This is a genomic window from Pseudomonas sp. R3.Fl (genome assembly GCF_023516765.1).
Taxonomy (GTDB): Bacteria; Pseudomonadota; Gammaproteobacteria; order Pseudomonadales; family Pseudomonadaceae; genus Pseudomonas; species Pseudomonas citronellolis.
This window is the reverse complement of sequence record NZ_JAMGSO010000001.1, coordinates 7,034,527-7,049,786: the sequence shown is the minus strand read 5'-3', so window position 1 is coordinate 7,049,786 and position 15,260 is coordinate 7,034,527. Positions and strand designations below refer to the sequence as shown.

The window sequence follows — 15,260 nt, the reverse complement described above, 5'->3', positions numbered from 1 at the left end:
GGATCGGGAATCGGAGGAACGGGTGCCCGGCGGCGGGCACCCGCTGGCGTCACTGCTTGGCCTGGCTGGCGACCGCGCGCGAGGCCTGCAGCCAGCCGTCCCACTGCTGGCGGTGGGCGGCGATCCATTCCTGGGCGTGGCGGCGGACGTCGGCCGGCTTGTTCTCGCCCTTCTGCATGCGCAGGTTCTGCTGGCTTTCGTCGTCGGCGCTGATCTGCAGCTGCGAAAGGAACTTGAGCGCGACCGGGTTCTTGTCGGCGAAGTCCTTGTTCAGCAACGCCTCCACCTTGTCGATGGCGAAGCCCAGGTTCTTGCCCTGGTAGGTGGTGTTCACGTCGTTGTTGCCGTCGGGCAGGTCGGTCTTGGGCACCTCCAGCCAGACCACGTCGCGGCCTTCCACCAGCACGCCGGCGATCCACTGCGGCACCCAGGTGAAGTAGAGGATCGGCTGGCCCTGCTTGTAGCGGGCGATGGTGTCGGCCATCAGGGCGAAGTAGGAGCCCTGGTTGACGTTGACGCTGTTCTCCAGGTCATAGGCCTTCATGTGGTGGGAGATCACCAGTTCGCAGCCCCAGCCCGGGTTGCAGCCGGTCAGGTTGGCCTTGCCGTCGCCATCGGTGTCGAACAGCTTGGCGATCTCCGGTTTCTTCAGGTCGGTGATGTAGCGGATGTGGTACTGCTCGGCGGTCTTCTTGTCGATCAGGTAGCCCTGCAGCACGCCGGGGATCACGTCGCCGGCCTTGACCAGCGTGTGCGGCCCGTCGACCTTCTGGTAGAAGGCGTCGTGCAGCTTGTCCCAGAAGTGCACGGTGAAGTCCGCATCGCCATAGGACAGCGCCACCATCATCGCCGCGTATTCGGTTTCCTTCGGCTCCTGCACGTCGTAGCCCAGCTCGCGCAGGCCGGCCATGGCCAGCTCGCCGCGGAAGCGCTCCTCGGCGATCGGCGGGAAGATCGGCGTGACCTTCACCCCCTCCCCCGGCTTGTCCGCCGAGGCGGCCATCCCGTACAGCGACACCATGCTCAGGGTGATGGCCGCGGCACAGTGCACAAGCTTGTTCTTGAACGTCTCGAAATGCATCGCTGTATACCTCTTGTTCTTTTCGTTGGGTCGGCAGAATGAATGCAAAGCAGTGGCGGCTCGTTCAGGCCGCCTTGTGCGGCGCCGGCTGGCTGCCGAACAGGCGCAGCAGCAGGCCCACCGGGCCGCTGTGGTACCAGCGGCGGCTCGGGTCGGAGCGGGTGCGCTCGCCCATGGCCTGGGTCAGGCGGTCGAGGAAGATCGCCAGCAGCACCAGGCCGACGCCGCCGACCGTGGCCAGGCCCATGTCCAGGCGGCCGATGCCGCGCAGGACCATCTGGCCGAGCCCGCCGACGGAGATCATCGAGGCGATCACCACCATCGACAGCGACAGCATCAGCGTCTGGTTCACCCCGGCCATGATGGTCGGCGTGGCCAGCGGCAGCTGGACGCGCATCAGCATCTGCCGCGGCGTGCAGCCGAAGGCGCGGGCCGCCTCGATCTTGTCCTCGGGCACCTGGCGGATGCCCAGGTTGGTCAGGCGCACCAGCGGCGGCACGGCGAACACGATGGTGACCAGCACGCCCGGCACGTTGCCGATGCCGAACAGCATCACCACCGGCACCAGGTAGACGAACGCCGGCAGCGTCTGCATGGCGTCGAGCAGCGGGCGCACGATGCGCTCGATGCGGTCGCTGCGGGCGGAGAGGATGCCCAGCGGGATGCCGATCACGGCGCAGAAGAGCACGGAGGTCAGCACCAGCGAAAGCGTGGTCATCGACTCGGACCACACGCCGATCAGCCCCAGCAAGGTCAGGGTGACGGCGCACAGCGCGCCCATGCGCGGCCCGGCGAGCTGCCAGCCGAACAGCGCCGCCAGCACGATGGCGATCGTCGGCGGAACGCTCTGCAGCACGTACTCGAAACCGTTGAGTACGTGGTCGATGGGCCAGCGAATGGCGTGGAAGACATCGCGGAAATTGCGTACCAGGAAATTCAGGCTGGTTTCGACCCAATCGCCCAGCGGAATGACCGCGTTCTGGAAGGGATCGAGGAAACTGGACTCGGACATGCTCGCTACCTGCTTCTAGGAATGACGAGGACGGCTGTTGCGCAAGGCTGCGCTCAGTGCCGGCTGAGGGTCTGCAACAGCTGGTTCTTGGAGATGGTGCCGTGCAGCGCGCCGCTGCGATCCAGAACCGGCACCGGGTAGGGCAGCTCGGCGACGATGTCGAGCACGTCGTGCAGCGGCGTGTCGATGTAGACCGGGTGCCGCTCGTGCAGGGTGTAGTGCCCCGCGCCCGCCTCGCCGGCGGCGCCGGCTTCGGCGCCCATGACGCCCATCAGCTGGTTGCGCTCGTTGACCAGGTAGCTGTACGGCACGCCGGCGTTGGGTTGCGGCCCCTTGCCGTTGAGGCGGCAGAGCACCGCCTGGTCGAGCTCGGCGACGTCGCCGGCCTTGAGCACCCGCGAGCTGTCGAAGCCCTTGAAGAAGGTCCGCACGTAGTCGTTGGCGGGCTGGTTCAGCAGCTCCTGGGGGGTGCCGATCTGCACCACCCGGCCGCCTTCCATGATCGCGATGCGGTGGCCGATGCGGATGGCTTCCTCGATGTCGTGGGAGATGAAGATGATGGTGCGCTGCTGCTCGGCCTGCAGGCGCATCAGCTCGCCCTGCATCTCGTTGCGGATCAGCGGGTCGAGCGCCGAGAAGGCTTCGTCCATGAGCAGGATAGTGGGGTCGTTGGCCAGCGCCCGGGCCAGGCCAACGCGCTGCTGCATGCCGCCGGAGAGTTGGTGCGGGTAGCTGTGCTCGTGCCCTTCCAGGCCCACCTGGCGCAGCGCCTCGCGGGCCCGGCTGTGGCGTTCCTGCTCCCCTACCCCGGCGATCTCCAGGCCGAAGGCGGTGTTCTCCAGCACGCTCATGTGCGGCATCAGCGCGAAGGACTGGAACACCATGCCCATTTCCTTGCGCCGCACGTCGAGCAGGGCCTTGTCCGACAGCCCGGTGATCTCGCGGCCGTTGAGGTGGATGCTGCCGGAGGTGGGCTCGATCAGCCGGTTGAACAGGCGCACCATGGTGGACTTGCCGGAGCCGGACAGGCCCATGATGACGAAGATTTCGCCACGCTTGACCGAGAAGCTGGCATCGAACACCCCGACGACATGCCCGGACTTGCGGAATATCTCGTTCTTGTCAGCGCCCTTGCGCAGCATCTCCATCGCTTCGTTCGGGCGCGGCCCGAAGACCTTGAAGATGTTGCGTACCGAAAGGATATCGTCGGTCTGACTCATACGTTCCTCACCTTATGCTTATTCTTGTGGCCAAGGTCTTGCTGCGGGGGACCTTGCGGCCTCGTAGCACCGGTACCGCCGGAAGAATCACGGCCGCCACTGGCGAGGCGGCCCTTCCGTTCTGCAGAAGCTCCTGCAAGGCTTTCAGCGGCCGTCGAAGGCGACGGCGGCGTGTCTTCAAATTAGGGTTCCGCCTGTCGAGCGTCCAACGACATTTGTTCGCTCAAAACCATAACTTGATGTTATTGATCCGGGTCTGTGCCCTGTGCCACGGGGGTCTGGGGCGTTATGCGTCCTACATGGTTGAGCGGCTTGGTGGTTAGGCAGCATCCTTCAACCCCGTCATTCCTGCGAATGCGGGAACCCAGCTGCCTTCTTGTTTGGGTGTGTTTGCGCCGCACCGAGTCTGCGGAGATTTTTTGTTTCGCCCCTTCGGGCGAGTCCCTTTTGTCAAACGCCACAAAAGGAACCAAAAAGGCTTGCCCCGACATACGGGCCCGATAAAGCCGGGCTACCCTCACGAATTCCCCCGCCACGGAGGCCCGCCCCGAGGGTACGTCCCTGTAGCCCGCGGGGCTCTCGCGACATCCATGTCGCATGACCTCCTGAGCGCCGGTTTCGCTCGGCCTTCTGAAGGGGCGTTCCGGAGTGCGCGGATGTTTCTCTGGAAGTCCAAACGCCAGAGCAAGAGCGGGCGTGCTTTTGCTTTTCGTAGGAGCGAGCTTGCTCGCGAACCCCGCAGCCACTGGGTTCCCGCGTCCGCGGGAATGACGAGGGGGGTAAGGAGTATCAGGATGACTCTGGACTTCCCGGCCACTCCGAACGGCCCCCTCTCCCTCCGGGAGAGGGCTGGGGTGAGGGCGCTCTTGAACCCAGCACCTACGCCACCGGCAAACCCCGTTCGCGAGCAAGCTCGCTCCTACAGTCATGATGACATCGGCGCACTGGCCGACGAGGTGGAAGGATGGCGCCAGACTCCAGCGCCACTCAGGACAGCTCCCTCTCCCGCTTGCGGGAGAGGGTTGGGGTGAGGGCGCTCTCAAGCCCTGGTGCATGGCCCCCAGGCAAGCTCAGCCGTAGGAGCGGACTCCGTCCGCGATTGGATTCACCGGCCACACCAGACACCCCCGGCAGCACGGCCGACGGCGTATAACCGCGAACGGTTATACGCCCTACGTTCCCGCGTTCGCGGGAATGAGGAGGTGGAAGGATGGCGCCAGACTCCAGCGCCACTCAGGACAGCTCCCTCTCCCGCTTGCGGGAGAGGGTTGGGGAGAGGGCGCTCTCAAGCCCTGGTGCATGGCCCCCAGGCAAGCTCGGTCGTAGGAGCGGACTCCGTCCGCGATCGGATTCACCGGCCACGCCGGACACCCCCGGCGGCACGGCCAACGGCGTATGACCGCGAACGGTTATACGCCCTACGTTCCTAAGTCACGGGCGCCAGCGGCGTTTCCGCGGGGTCCGGGCGGGCCAGGGCGACGGCGGCCAGCAGCACCATGCAGCCGCCGACGAGCATCGACAGGGTCAGCCGCTCGCCCATCAGCAGTACGGCGATCGCCACCGCCACCAGGGGCTCGACGGTGGACAGCGTGGCCGCCGCCGAAGGACCGATCGCCGGCGCCCCGGCAAGGAACGCGGCGACAGGTATCAGCGTGGCGAAGACCGCCAGCCCCAGGGTTGCCAGCCACGCCTGGCCACCCACCGGGAAGGCGGCGTGCTGGAACAGCGCGGCGACGGCGAAGGTGGCGGCGCAGCCCAGCAGGACGATGGCCGCCGAGGCCAGCGGGTGCTCATGGCGAACGCGGTGTGTGCCGTAGATGACCGCCGCTCCGTAGGCCATCGCCGCGAACAGTGCCCACAGCGCGCCGATGGAAGCGCCAGCCAGGCTCAGCCCCGTAGCCAGCGCCACCCCGCCCAGCGCCAGCAACAGGCTGAACAGCTTCGGCAGGCTGGTGCGTTCCCCCAGCCAGGCGATGGAAACCAGGGTGACGAAGGCCGGAAAGCTGTAGACAAGGATGATCGCCAGGCTCACCGAGCTGGCCCGGCTGGCGCTGTAGTAGCCCAGCGCCGCCAGGCCGTAGCCCACGCCCAGCAACAGGTTCTGCCGGACCAGGCGCAGGCTCGGCAAGCCGATGCGCTGCCGGTACAGCAGCGCCAGCAGCACCGCGGCAGCGATGGAGAAGCGCGCCAGCAGCAGGCCGATCGGGTTGGCGCCGCCGGCATAGGCGAAGCTGGCGAACAACGGTTGCAGGCCATAGCAGAACGCGGCCAGCAGAACGAGAAGAAAGCCTCGGGAATGAGCGCTCATTCCGGGAAGAAAACGCGGGGTCCGCATGACCTGCTCCCTGGGTATCAGATCGACTGGGCATTCGAAAAAGCCCCGCTTCACCAAAGGGTGAAGCGGGGCCTGTCCGCAGCGAACGGGAAAGGAATCAGTCGGCCAAACGACTGGTCATCTCGGTGCAGTACCAGTCCACGAACTGGCAGACGCCGTTCTCGGCGATCGAGGAGTACGGGCCGGGCTCGTAGGCCGGCGAGTTCACCCCCGCCTGCGCGCCCTCGACCAGGCGCCGGTCCTGGTCGTTGGTGGCGATCCACACGCGGGTCAGGCGCTCCATGTCGTAGTCGATGCCTTCCTGGGCATCCTTGGGCACCAGCCACTTGGTGGTCACCAGGGTCTCGTTAGGGCCCTGGGGCAGCACGCGGAAGCTCAGGGCGTGGTCGCCGAGGAAGTGGTTCCAAGTGGAGGGGTAGTTGAAGTACAGCAGCGCGCCGATGTTCGGCTCGCCGCTCCTGTCCAGGCGCCGCGCCACCGCCGGCTTGCCGTCCATGGTGTAGCTCACGGCGCCGGCCGAGAGCGGGATGCGCGTCATGCGGAACTGCCCCGCCTCGTCCATCACCAGGCGGCTGGGCAGGCCAGCGGCCTCGCAGCGCTCCCAGTGGGCGCTCAGCTCGGGGTCTTCTTCGCCGCCCACGCCGGCCACGGAGAGGTTCTCGACGAAGGAGTTGAGCAGCTCCGGGTGAGTGCCGTCGCAGTGGTAGCACTCGCGGTTGTTCTCGAACACCAGCTTCCAGTTGCCGCGCTCGACCAGGTTGGATTCGAAGGCGACCTTGCAGTCTTCCAGGTTGTGCGGCCCGATGAAGGGCGAGACCGCGTCGCGGAAGCGCGAGAAGTCCGGCGCGGTCTCGGCGACGCACACGTAGATGTAGGTGTTCACCACCTCGCAGTGCGCCAGCTTCAGGCCATAGTCGGCCGGGTTGAATTCCGGGCCCATGTTGCCGGCGAACAGCAGCTTGCCGTCCAGGTCGAACACCCATTTGTGGTAGGGGCAGACCAGCTTGGCCACCTTGCCGCTGTTCTCCGTGCACACCTTGGAACCACGGTGCCGACAGGCGTTGTGGAACGCCCGGACCTGGCCGTCGCCGCCGCGCACCACGGCGACGGGATAGTCGCCGATCTGCAGCGTCAGGTACTGGCCCGGCTTCTCCAGCTCGAAGGTGTGGCCGGCGAAGATCCACTCCTTGTGCCAGAGCTGCTCCAGGTCCTGGCGGTACACCTCGGGGTCGCTATAGACGGCGCGGGGCAGCGCGTGGCGGGCCTTGCGTTGGCGAATCAGGTCGAGCACAGCGGCTTTCTTATCCATTGTTGTATGCACTCCAGAGCAGGCGCGGTTTGGATCGGTGCATGCGTGGATCGGCTGGCGACGGCGTCCGGCGCTGGCGCAGGGGCCCTGCGGCGCGGAGGCTTTCTGTCGTCGGGCGCTTCGGCTAACCTCCATCCACGGAGCCTGCCAGCCCGCCGCGATCACAGCATTTGCGGCAGTCTAGGACCGGGGCGGACGCGAAAGAACCGACATTTTCTCCAAGGTCTTGATTACCTGAAGTTATGGTCAAACACACCGAACCCGATCAGACGCTGATCAAGATGCCGTCGCTGCGCGCGGTGAAGTCCTTCGTGGCCGCGGCCAAGTACCAGAACTTCACCCGTGCGGCCGAGGCGCTGTGCGTCACCCAGGCGGCGATCAGCCGGCAGATCCGCGAGCTGGAAACCTACCTGGGCGCCGACCTGTTCAAGCGCGTGGGCCGCGCGGTGGAGCTGACCCCGGCCGGCTCGATCTTCTTCGACGCCGTGCAGCTGTCCTTCGTCAACATCTCCCAGGCGGCCGAACGCATCCGCCACAACAGCACGTCCAAGTCGATCGTCACCCTCTGCTGCTCGCCGGCCTTCTCGGCGCTCTGGCTCGCCCATCGCCTGCCGGGCTTCTTCGAGGCCAACCCGGACGTGGAGCTGAACCTGATCACCACGCAGAACTTCCTCTCCATGGAGCCGGGGACGCGGCCCGACATCTTCGTCACCAAGATGGCGAAGATCCGCGAGGGCTACCGCAGCTACCCGCTGGTCCACGACGTCATCTACCCGGTGTGCAGCCCGGCCTACCTCGCCCGGCACCCGGAGATCGCCAGCCTGGAAGGCCTGTGCCAAGGCGTGCTGCTCAACCTCAGCCCCTACGGCCGCTCGCAGGTGGCCGAGCACGTCGACTGGAGCGTATGGATGGCCTTCCAGAACATCGACCTGGACAACGGCCCGGGCAAGCGCCCGCACTTCTTCAACGCCAACGACTACAACCTGCTGGTGCAGATGGTCTTGAGCCACCAGGGCGTGGCGCTGGGCTGGAACCACCTGGTGGGGCACCTGGTGGCCAACGGTTCACTGGTGCGCCCCGTGGAGCAGGAAGTGGTGCTGCACGACAGCCAGCACTACCTGACCTTCAACGAGGACAAGGAAGACGACGACGCCTGCCGCCGCCTGCGCGACTGGCTCATGGCGCAGTTCTGAGCGGCGCCGCCCGGCTACTTCGCCCTGGCGGAACGCACGCAGCCGTGGCGGATTTCCTTCGACGGCGGGTAGCCAAAGAACGAGGTGTAGCACTTGCTGAAGTGGCTCGGCGAAACGAAGCCGCAGGCCAGCGCCGCCTCCACCAGGGACAGGTCCGAGTGCTGCAGCAGGCGGCGGCTCTCGGTGATGCGCAGCTCCAGGTAGTAGCGCACCGGCGAGGTGCCCAGCTGCTCCTGGAACAGGCGTTCGAGCTGGCGCTTGGAGCGGCCCACGCACTGTGACAGCTGGTCGGTGCTCAGCGGCTCCTCGATGTTCGCGCTCATCAGGTTGAGCACGTCGCGCAGCGGTTGCGACATCTTCTCGTGCAACGCCGGGCGGGTCCGCCGGTAGCGGGATTCCTCGAAGGCCAGGATGTCCACCACGCCGTCGACCAGCTCGCGGCCATACAGGCGGTTGATCCATTCCAGCACCATGTTGAAGGCGCCGGCCGGGCTCCCCGCGGTCAGGCGGTTGCCATCGACGATGTAGCTCTCGGCGGTCACCACGCTGTTCCTCGCCACCTCGGCGAGGGCGGCGCGGTTTTCCGGGTGCACCGCGCATTTGTGGCAGTCCAGCAGCCCCGCCTTGCCGAGGAACCAGGCGCCGTTCCACAGGCCGGCCAGGTCCACGCCCCGGTCGTCGGCGAGCTGCAGCAGGCGGTTGAGCGAGGGCAACTCGCGCAGCGGCGTGCGCAGGCCGCCACAGACCACCAGCAGGTCCAGGTCCAGGTGGCGGCTCTCCAGGGCGGCGGAGGGGCAGATGACCAGGCCCAGGTCGCTGGTCACCGGCTCGCCGTCCAGGCTGAAGGTGTGCGTCGAGAAGGCGCCCTCGCGGATCAGGTTGGCGGTGACCAGCGTGTCCAGCGCCTGGGTGAAGGCCGGCAGTGAAAAGTGCTCCAGCAGGACGAAGCCCACGCGTCGCTGACGCTGCGGGTCGGCCTTCTTCTCGGCCATGAAGCGGAGATTCTTGCCTTGCATGGCTTCGCTGAATTGTCGTCTTTCCACCGATGGCAGCCTCTATGAGTTCTTGTGGGCAGTTGCGGCGTCATCAGCCTCGCGGCGGGCCTGGCAGGGCGGCGCGGCGAGGGCTGTTCTGTATACCGTCCGCAGGCAAATGTTATACAGGCGCTCTGCCTCCGACCACTCCCCCACGCAGCCCGCGGGCCTGCGCAAACCCTCGACCCCGGTCATGGCCGGCCCGCAAGCGGCCTCGGCGCTCGCCGATCCCCCTCGCGTCATAGCTGGCTGCAACCCTCGCCCCGGCAGTGGAAATACCTGTACCGGCGCAGAAAACCCAGTGATTTCCAACTGGAAAATGCCCGGCCGACAGAGGCGCCAGGGGCACTCGCCGGCGCCTCTTCGGCGCCCGAAACCCGCTGTATGCGTATGAATTGATCCCAGAAAATGTAATTAGACACCCCGTCGGCGCGCTCCCTATAGTCATTCCACGAACGGCAGGGATCGCCGGCGACGGGCAAGAGGTCCTGCCCGCGCCCCGCACGAGCGGATGATCGACACCACCCAACGACACGACCCGCAAGCCACTGCGGACCTCTTCAAAGCGCACCTCGAAGCGTCGCGCAGACGCCGGCACCGAGGTCGCAGCGGAACATTGAAACTCGGGTAATTCCCCGACTCCGGTTTTCTCGCGTGAAGTGACTCACTCCACGTAACGGATAGCTATTGGCTGAAATAAATAGAACAGGCCCCTGAAATGACGAAGATCACCCATTTACCTGCCGATGACAAAAGCTGTGGCTGGTACCACCTGAGCAAGGCCAGACAACCCAGGCCCACGCATACCGGCCGGACTTCGGCGCCTTGGGTGATCGTCGGAGCAGGCTTCACCGGGCTGGCCGCGGCGCGCCAGCTGGCGCTGCATTTCCCCCATGAGGAAATCGTCCTGGTCGAGGCCCAGGAAGTGGGCTTCGGCACCTCCGGGCGCAATGCCGGCTTCGCCATCGACCTGCCCCACGACATCGGCGCCGACGACTACATCGGCGACATCGACATCGCCAGGACCAGCCTCAAGCTCAACCTGATGGGCCAGGACCTGCTGCGCAACCAGGTGGAGCGGCACGGCATCGATTGCCAGATGAAGGCCTGCGGCAAATACCAGGCGGCCATCGAGGACCGCGGCATCGCCGTGCTGGAAGCCTATCGCCGCGGCCTGGACCGGCTCGGCCAGGCCTACGAGATGATCGAGGCCGACGCGCTGCCCGGGCACATCGGCACGCACTTCTACCGCAAGGCGCTGTTCACCCCCGGCACCGTGCTCATCCAGCCCTCCGCCCTGGTCAAGGGCCTGGCGGACAGCCTGCCGGCGAATGTCAGCCTGTACGAGAACACCCCCATCACCGAGGTGGAGTACGGCGACAAGGTCGTCCTCCGGCATGCCCGCGGCAGCTTCATCGCCGACCGCCTGGTGCTCACCAACAACGCCTTCGGCATGAGCTTCGGCTTCCTGCGCGGCAAGATGCTGCCGATCTTCACCTACGCCAGCATCACCCGCCCGCTGACCGCCGAGGAGCAGGCGCGCCTCGGCGGCAAGCCCTACTGGGGCGTGATCCCGGCGGACCCGTTCGGCACCACCGTGCGCCGCACGCCCGACAACCGCCTGCTGATCCGCAACAGCTTCAGCTTCAACCCGGACGGGCGCAGCAATACCAAGTACCTGGAGCGCTTCGTCAACCGCCACCAGGCCTCCTTCGCCAGCCGTTTCCCGATGCTGCCCGAGGTCGATTTCGAATACACCTGGGGCGGCGCGCTGGCCCTGTCGCGCAACCATTCGGGCTACTTCGGGCAACTGGCCGCCAACGTCTATGGCGCGCTGTGCTGCAACGGCCTGGGCGTTACCCGTGGCACGGTCACCGGCAAGCTGCTGGCCGACTGGCTGGCCGGCGAGCGCAGCGAGCTCATCGACTTCCTGCTGAACTCGCCGGGCCCCAACGGCAACCCGCCGCAGCCGTTCCTCTCCGCGGGAGTCAATCTGAACCTGAAATGGGGGCAATACCGCGCCGGCAAGGAAAGCTGAGCCCCCACCGGTCATTTGCCAGGGAACCTCCGGCCGAGATTGGCCGCACGACACGATTCCCGGCGTGCAGACCTGAAGCCGCAGCGATGCGCATCCGCCGGCCGAAGCAGCCTTCGGCTGCCGGAAACCTGAAACGAGGAAAACAATGACAATTACGACTCCATCCATCGAAGACGTGCCCATCAACCGCTTTCACCAGCTGCTGACGATCCGCTCCGGCGGCGGCTCCTTCGTCGACGGCTACGTGCTCAGCATCATCGGCGTATCCATGGTGCAGATGACCGCCGCCCTGGGCCTGAGCACCCTCTGGCAGGGCATGATCGCCGCGGCGGCGCTGATCGGCATTTTCTTCGGCGGCTTCATCGGCGGCTGGCTGACCGACCACTTCGGGCGCAAGCGCATCTTCTTCGTCGGCCCGGTGCTGTTCATCCTCAGTTCGCTGGCGCAGTACTGGGTGGAGTCGGCCCTGGCGCTGTTCCTGCTGCGCCTGCTCATCGGCATCGGAGTGGGCATCGAATACCCCGTCGCCACCTCCCTGCTGGTGGAGTTCCTGCCGAAGAAGCACCGCGGCCCGCGCCTGGCGACCCTGACCATCCTCTGGTTCGCCGGCGCCGCGCTGGCCTACATGGTCGGCAACGCCCTGCTCAGGCACGGCGGCGACGACGCCTGGCGCCTGGTGCTGGCCAGCGCCTCGGTGATAGGCGCGGCCCTGTTCCTGGTCCGCCTGGGCACCCCCGAATCGCCGCGCTGGCTGCTGGACAAGGGCCGTGCAGCCGAGGCCGAGCAGGTCATCAAGAGCGTCTACGGGCCGCGCTTCTCGCTGCAGAACCTGCCCGAGCAGCCCAGGCAGAAGAAGCTCTCGATGTGGAACCTGCTGCACTCCGGCTACGGCAAACGCATGCTGTTCGTCAGCATCTTCTGGACCTGCTCGGTGATCCCGGTGTTCGCCGTCTACGCCTTCGCGCCCAAGGTGCTGCTGGCGCTGAACCTCCAGGGTGACTGGGCCGCCTTCGGCTCGGAAACCATCACCCTGCTGTTCGTGGTGGGCTGCATCATCGCCACCCGCCTGATCAACGTCATCGGCCGGCGCAGCATGCTGATCTACAGCTTCCTCTGGTCCGGCCTGGCGCTGCTCGGCCTCGGCGCCTTCCACGCTTCCTCCGAAGCCGTGATCCTCGCGCTGTTCGGCGCCTACGCCCTGTTCATCGGCGGCGCCCAGGTGCTGCAGCTGGTCTACCCGAACGAGCTGTTCCCCACCGAGATCCGCGCCTGCGCGGTCGGCGTGGGCACCTCGCTGTCGCGGGTCGGCGCCGCCGTCGGCACCTACCTCGTCCCCCTGTCCCTGGACAGCCTGGGCATCGCCCAGACCATGTACGCAGCCGCCATCGTCACCCTGGTCGGCCTGCTGTTCGCCTGGGCGCTGGCCCCGGAAACCCGCTCGCTCAACCTGCAGCAGGCGGCCTCGCTCACCTGATCAAGGGCCGCCGCGCCGCTGGGCGCGGCGGCCGACCACCACGACCCCACTGGAGAACGCATCATGCAATTCGAAGGCATCTACACCCCCGCCATCACGCCCCTGGCGGCCGACGGCCAGATCGACCATCCGGCCTTCGCCGAAGCGCTGGAATACCTGATCGCCTCGAAGGTCCACGGCATCATCATCGGCGGCTCCACCGGCGAGTACTACGCCCACACCGCCCAGGAGCGCTTCGACCTAGCGGCCAGGGCCAAGGACGTGATCAACGGCCGCCTGCCGCTGATCGTCGGCACCGGCGCCATCCGCACCGAGGACTCGGTGGCCTACGCCAAGGCGGCGAAAGAGATCAAGGCCGACGCCCTGCTGGTCGGCTCGCCGCCCTATGCCCTGCCCACCCAGCAGGAGATCGCCGACCACGTGCTGGCCGTCGACGCCGCCGCCGACCTGCCGATCATGCTGTACAACTACCCGGCGCGCATGGGCGTGGACATGGGCGAGGAATTCTTCGCCGCCGTCGCCGGCTGCAAGAACATCGTCGCCATCAAGGAAAGCTCCGGCTCCACCGGCCAGCTGCACCGGCTGGCCTGCAAGCACCCGCGCATCGCGCTGTCCTGCGGCTGGGACGACCAGGCCCTGGAGTTCTTCGCCTGGGGCGCGCGCAGCTGGGTCTGCGCCGGCTCCAACTTCATCCCCGGCGAGCACGTCGCCCTGTACCAGGCCTGCGTGGTGGAGAACGACTTCGCCAAGGGCCGCCGCATCATGGCGGCGATGATGCCGCTGATGGACTTCCTGGAAGGCGGCAAGTTCGTCCAGTCGATCAAGTACGGCTGCGAACTGGCCGGCCTGCGCAGCGGCGGCGTGCGCGCCCCGCTCAAGGGCATGACCGAGGCCGAGAAGGCCGAACTGAAAGAGATCGTCGCCGTACTCAAGCGCGAAGTCGCGCAGATCACCGAGGGCACCCACAATGGCTGAATTGCTGAGCAAGGCGGAATACGCCGCCATCGCCGCCGAACTGCGCTTCCCCACCCAGGCCTTCATCGACGGCAGCTTCCGTGACGCCGTCTCCGGCCGCACCTTCGCCAGCAGCAACCCGGCCACCGGCGAGCGGCTGGCCGACATCGCCGCCTGCGACGCCGAGGACGTCAACCTGGCCGTGGCCAGCGCCCGCCTGGCCTTCGAGGACGGCCGCTGGAGCAAGCGCTCCCCCGGCGAGCGCAAGGCGGTCATGCAGCGCTTCGCCCAACTGCTCGAAGACCACGCCCACGAACTGGCGGTGATGGAAAGCCTGGACAGCGGCAAGCCGGTGCGCGAATGCCAGAACATCGACGTGCCGGAGACCATCCACACCCTGCGCTGGCACGCCGAGCTGATCGACAAGATCTACGACAGCACGGCGCCGGTCGGCTCCGGCGCCGTGACCATGGTGGTGCGCGAGCCCATCGGCGTGGTCGGCCTGGTGCTGCCGTGGAACTTCCCGCTGCTGATGCTGGCCTGGAAGATCGGCCCGTCGCTGGCCGCCGGCTGCTCCATCGTGGTCAAGCCGGCCCGGGAAACCACCCTCACCGCCCTGCGCGTCGCCGAGCTGGCGCACCAGGCCGGCATCCCCGCCGGGGTGTTCAACGTGGTGCCCGGCGGCGGCCGCGAGGCCGGCGAGCCCATCGGCCGCCATCCGGACGTGGCCATGGTCAGCTTCACCGGCTCCACCGAGACCGGCCGGCTGTTCCTCAAGTACGCCGCCGAGTCCAACCTCAAGCGCGTGGTGCTGGAGTGCGGCGGGAAGAACCCGGCGGTGGTGATGAACGACGTGGAAGACCTCGACCAGGTCGCCCAGCACGTGGTCAACGGCGCCTTCTGGAACATGGGCGAGAACTGCTCGGCGTCCTCGCGCCTGATCGTCCACGCCGACATCAAGGACGCCCTGCTCGAACGCATCGGCGTGCACATGCGCGACTGGAAGATGGGCGACCCGCTGGACCCGGAAAACCGCCTCGGCGCCCTGGTCAGCAAGGCCCACTTCGAGAAGGTCCGTTCGTACATCGAGCAGGCCCGCAGCGAGCGACTGGACTTCGTCTATGGCGGCCAGACCCAGGGCGACATCTTCGTCGAGCCCACCGTGGTCGACGACGTCGAGCCGCAGAGCCGGCTGTTCCGCGAGGAAATCTTCGGCCCGGTGCTGTCGGTCACGCCCTTCACCGACATCGACGGCGCCATCGACCTGGCCAACGACACCGTCTACGGCCTGGCCGCCTCAGCCTACACCGGCAGCCTGCGCAACGCCCTGCGCCTGGCCCGGGAAATCCGCGCGGGCATCGTCACCGTCAACTGCTTCGGCGAAGGCGACGCCTCGACGCCCTTCGGCGGCTACAAGGAGTCCGGCTTCGGCGGGCGCGACAAGTCGATCTGGGCCCACGACCAGTACACCGAGCTGAAGACCATCTGGATCGACGCCTCGTGATACCTGCTGCAAAACCCTGATCCAACCCGCAGTACCGCCCCCAGCGCCGCCCGGCGCTGGGGGCGTTTTCCATCCAGGGCGGCGAACGGGGCGATGTGCTTCGCCG

General features: G+C 66.9%; 11 protein-coding genes. 5 read left to right on the top strand and 6 right to left on the bottom strand.

All coding sequences use genetic code 11. From position 1 onward, the window contains the following. Positions 1 to 49: 49 nt before the first annotated feature. The 5 genes from proX to M8R19_RS31105 form a co-directional block, all read right to left on the bottom strand. Positions 50 to 1,021, bottom strand: coding sequence for a glycine betaine/L-proline ABC transporter substrate-binding protein ProX (proX, locus tag M8R19_RS31125; protein ID WP_444439593.1), 972 nt, complete (start codon positions 1,019 to 1,021; stop codon positions 50 to 52). A gap of 124 nt (positions 1,022 to 1,145) precedes the next feature. Continuing rightward, entirely contained in the window at positions 1,146 to 2,093 is a 948-nt protein-coding gene (proW, locus tag M8R19_RS31120) for a glycine betaine/L-proline ABC transporter permease ProW (RefSeq protein ID WP_069865375.1), read from the bottom strand. A 53-nt stretch (positions 2,094 to 2,146) separates the two neighbouring features. Next, positions 2,147 to 3,313: a quaternary amine ABC transporter ATP-binding protein gene (locus M8R19_RS31115; RefSeq protein WP_074984474.1), complete on the bottom strand. Its 1,167-nt coding sequence runs from the start codon at positions 3,311 to 3,313 to the stop codon at positions 2,147 to 2,149. Between the two features lie 1,426 nt (positions 3,314 to 4,739). Beyond that, positions 4,740 to 5,648 carry a DMT family transporter gene (locus M8R19_RS31110; RefSeq protein ID WP_249919897.1) on the bottom strand — a complete coding sequence of 303 codons (909 nt, stop codon included), beginning with the start codon at positions 5,646 to 5,648 and terminating at the stop codon, positions 4,740 to 4,742. A gap of 97 nt (positions 5,649 to 5,745) precedes the next feature. After that, entirely contained in the window at positions 5,746 to 6,957 is a 1,212-nt protein-coding gene (locus tag M8R19_RS31105; protein ID WP_249919896.1) for an aromatic ring-hydroxylating oxygenase subunit alpha, read from the bottom strand. Positions 6,958 to 7,199: 242 nt separating this feature from the next. On the opposite strand from M8R19_RS31105, the gene M8R19_RS31100 reads away from it, so the two are divergent. Then, positions 7,200 to 8,150: a LysR substrate-binding domain-containing protein gene (locus M8R19_RS31100; RefSeq protein WP_249919895.1), complete on the top strand. Its 951-nt coding sequence runs from the start codon at positions 7,200 to 7,202 to the stop codon at positions 8,148 to 8,150. A 14-nt stretch (positions 8,151 to 8,164) separates the two neighbouring features. Here M8R19_RS31100 and souR read toward each other — a convergent pair whose 3' ends face one another. After that, positions 8,165 to 9,193: a transcriptional regulator SouR gene (gene souR / locus M8R19_RS31095; protein ID WP_249919894.1), complete on the bottom strand. Its 1,029-nt coding sequence runs from the start codon at positions 9,191 to 9,193 to the stop codon at positions 8,165 to 8,167. Between the two features lie 709 nt (positions 9,194 to 9,902). Between souR and M8R19_RS31090 the strand changes: the two genes are divergently transcribed. The 4 genes from M8R19_RS31090 (at position 9,903) to M8R19_RS31075 (ending at position 15,154) form a co-directional block, all read left to right on the top strand. Then, on the top strand, positions 9,903 to 11,222 hold the full coding sequence (locus tag M8R19_RS31090; RefSeq protein WP_249919893.1) for an NAD(P)/FAD-dependent oxidoreductase: 1,320 nt from the start codon (positions 9,903 to 9,905) through the stop codon (positions 11,220 to 11,222). A 145-nt stretch (positions 11,223 to 11,367) separates the two neighbouring features. Further along, positions 11,368 to 12,696, top strand: coding sequence for an MFS transporter (locus M8R19_RS31085; RefSeq protein WP_249919892.1), 1,329 nt, complete (start codon positions 11,368 to 11,370; stop codon positions 12,694 to 12,696). A gap of 63 nt (positions 12,697 to 12,759) precedes the next feature. Beyond that, positions 12,760 to 13,671, top strand: coding sequence for a dihydrodipicolinate synthase family protein (locus M8R19_RS31080; RefSeq protein WP_249919891.1), 912 nt, complete (start codon positions 12,760 to 12,762; stop codon positions 13,669 to 13,671). Then, a complete protein-coding gene (locus M8R19_RS31075; RefSeq protein WP_249919890.1) occupies positions 13,664 to 15,154 on the top strand; it encodes an aldehyde dehydrogenase in 1,491 nt (496 codons plus the stop codon). Before M8R19_RS31080 ends, M8R19_RS31075 begins: the two co-directional genes overlap by 8 nt. Positions 15,155 to 15,260: the final 106 nt, after the last annotated feature.

Excerpts from the sequence above, each read along its gene's own strand:
- proX (WP_444439593.1), bottom strand. The coding sequence starts at position 1,021 with ATGGTGTCGCTGTACGGGATGGCCGCCTCGGCGGACAAGCCGGGGGAG.
- proW (WP_069865375.1), bottom strand. The coding sequence starts at position 2,093 with ATGTCCGAGTCCAGTTTCCTCGATCCCTTCCAGAACGCGGTCATTCCG.
- M8R19_RS31115 (WP_074984474.1), bottom strand. The coding sequence starts at position 3,313 with ATGAGTCAGACCGACGATATCCTTTCGGTACGCAACATCTTCAAGGTC.
- M8R19_RS31110 (WP_249919897.1), bottom strand. The coding sequence starts at position 5,648 with ATGCGGACCCCGCGTTTTCTTCCCGGAATGAGCGCTCATTCCCGAGGC.
- M8R19_RS31105 (WP_249919896.1), bottom strand. The coding sequence starts at position 6,957 with ATGGATAAGAAAGCCGCTGTGCTCGACCTGATTCGCCAACGCAAGGCC.
- M8R19_RS31100 (WP_249919895.1), top strand. The coding sequence starts at position 7,200 with ATGGTCAAACACACCGAACCCGATCAGACGCTGATCAAGATGCCGTCG.
- M8R19_RS31090 (WP_249919893.1), top strand. The coding sequence starts at position 9,903 with ATGACGAAGATCACCCATTTACCTGCCGATGACAAAAGCTGTGGCTGG.
- M8R19_RS31085 (WP_249919892.1), top strand. The coding sequence starts at position 11,368 with ATGACAATTACGACTCCATCCATCGAAGACGTGCCCATCAACCGCTTT.
- M8R19_RS31080 (WP_249919891.1), top strand. The coding sequence starts at position 12,760 with ATGCAATTCGAAGGCATCTACACCCCCGCCATCACGCCCCTGGCGGCC.
- M8R19_RS31075 (WP_249919890.1), top strand. The coding sequence starts at position 13,664 with ATGGCTGAATTGCTGAGCAAGGCGGAATACGCCGCCATCGCCGCCGAA.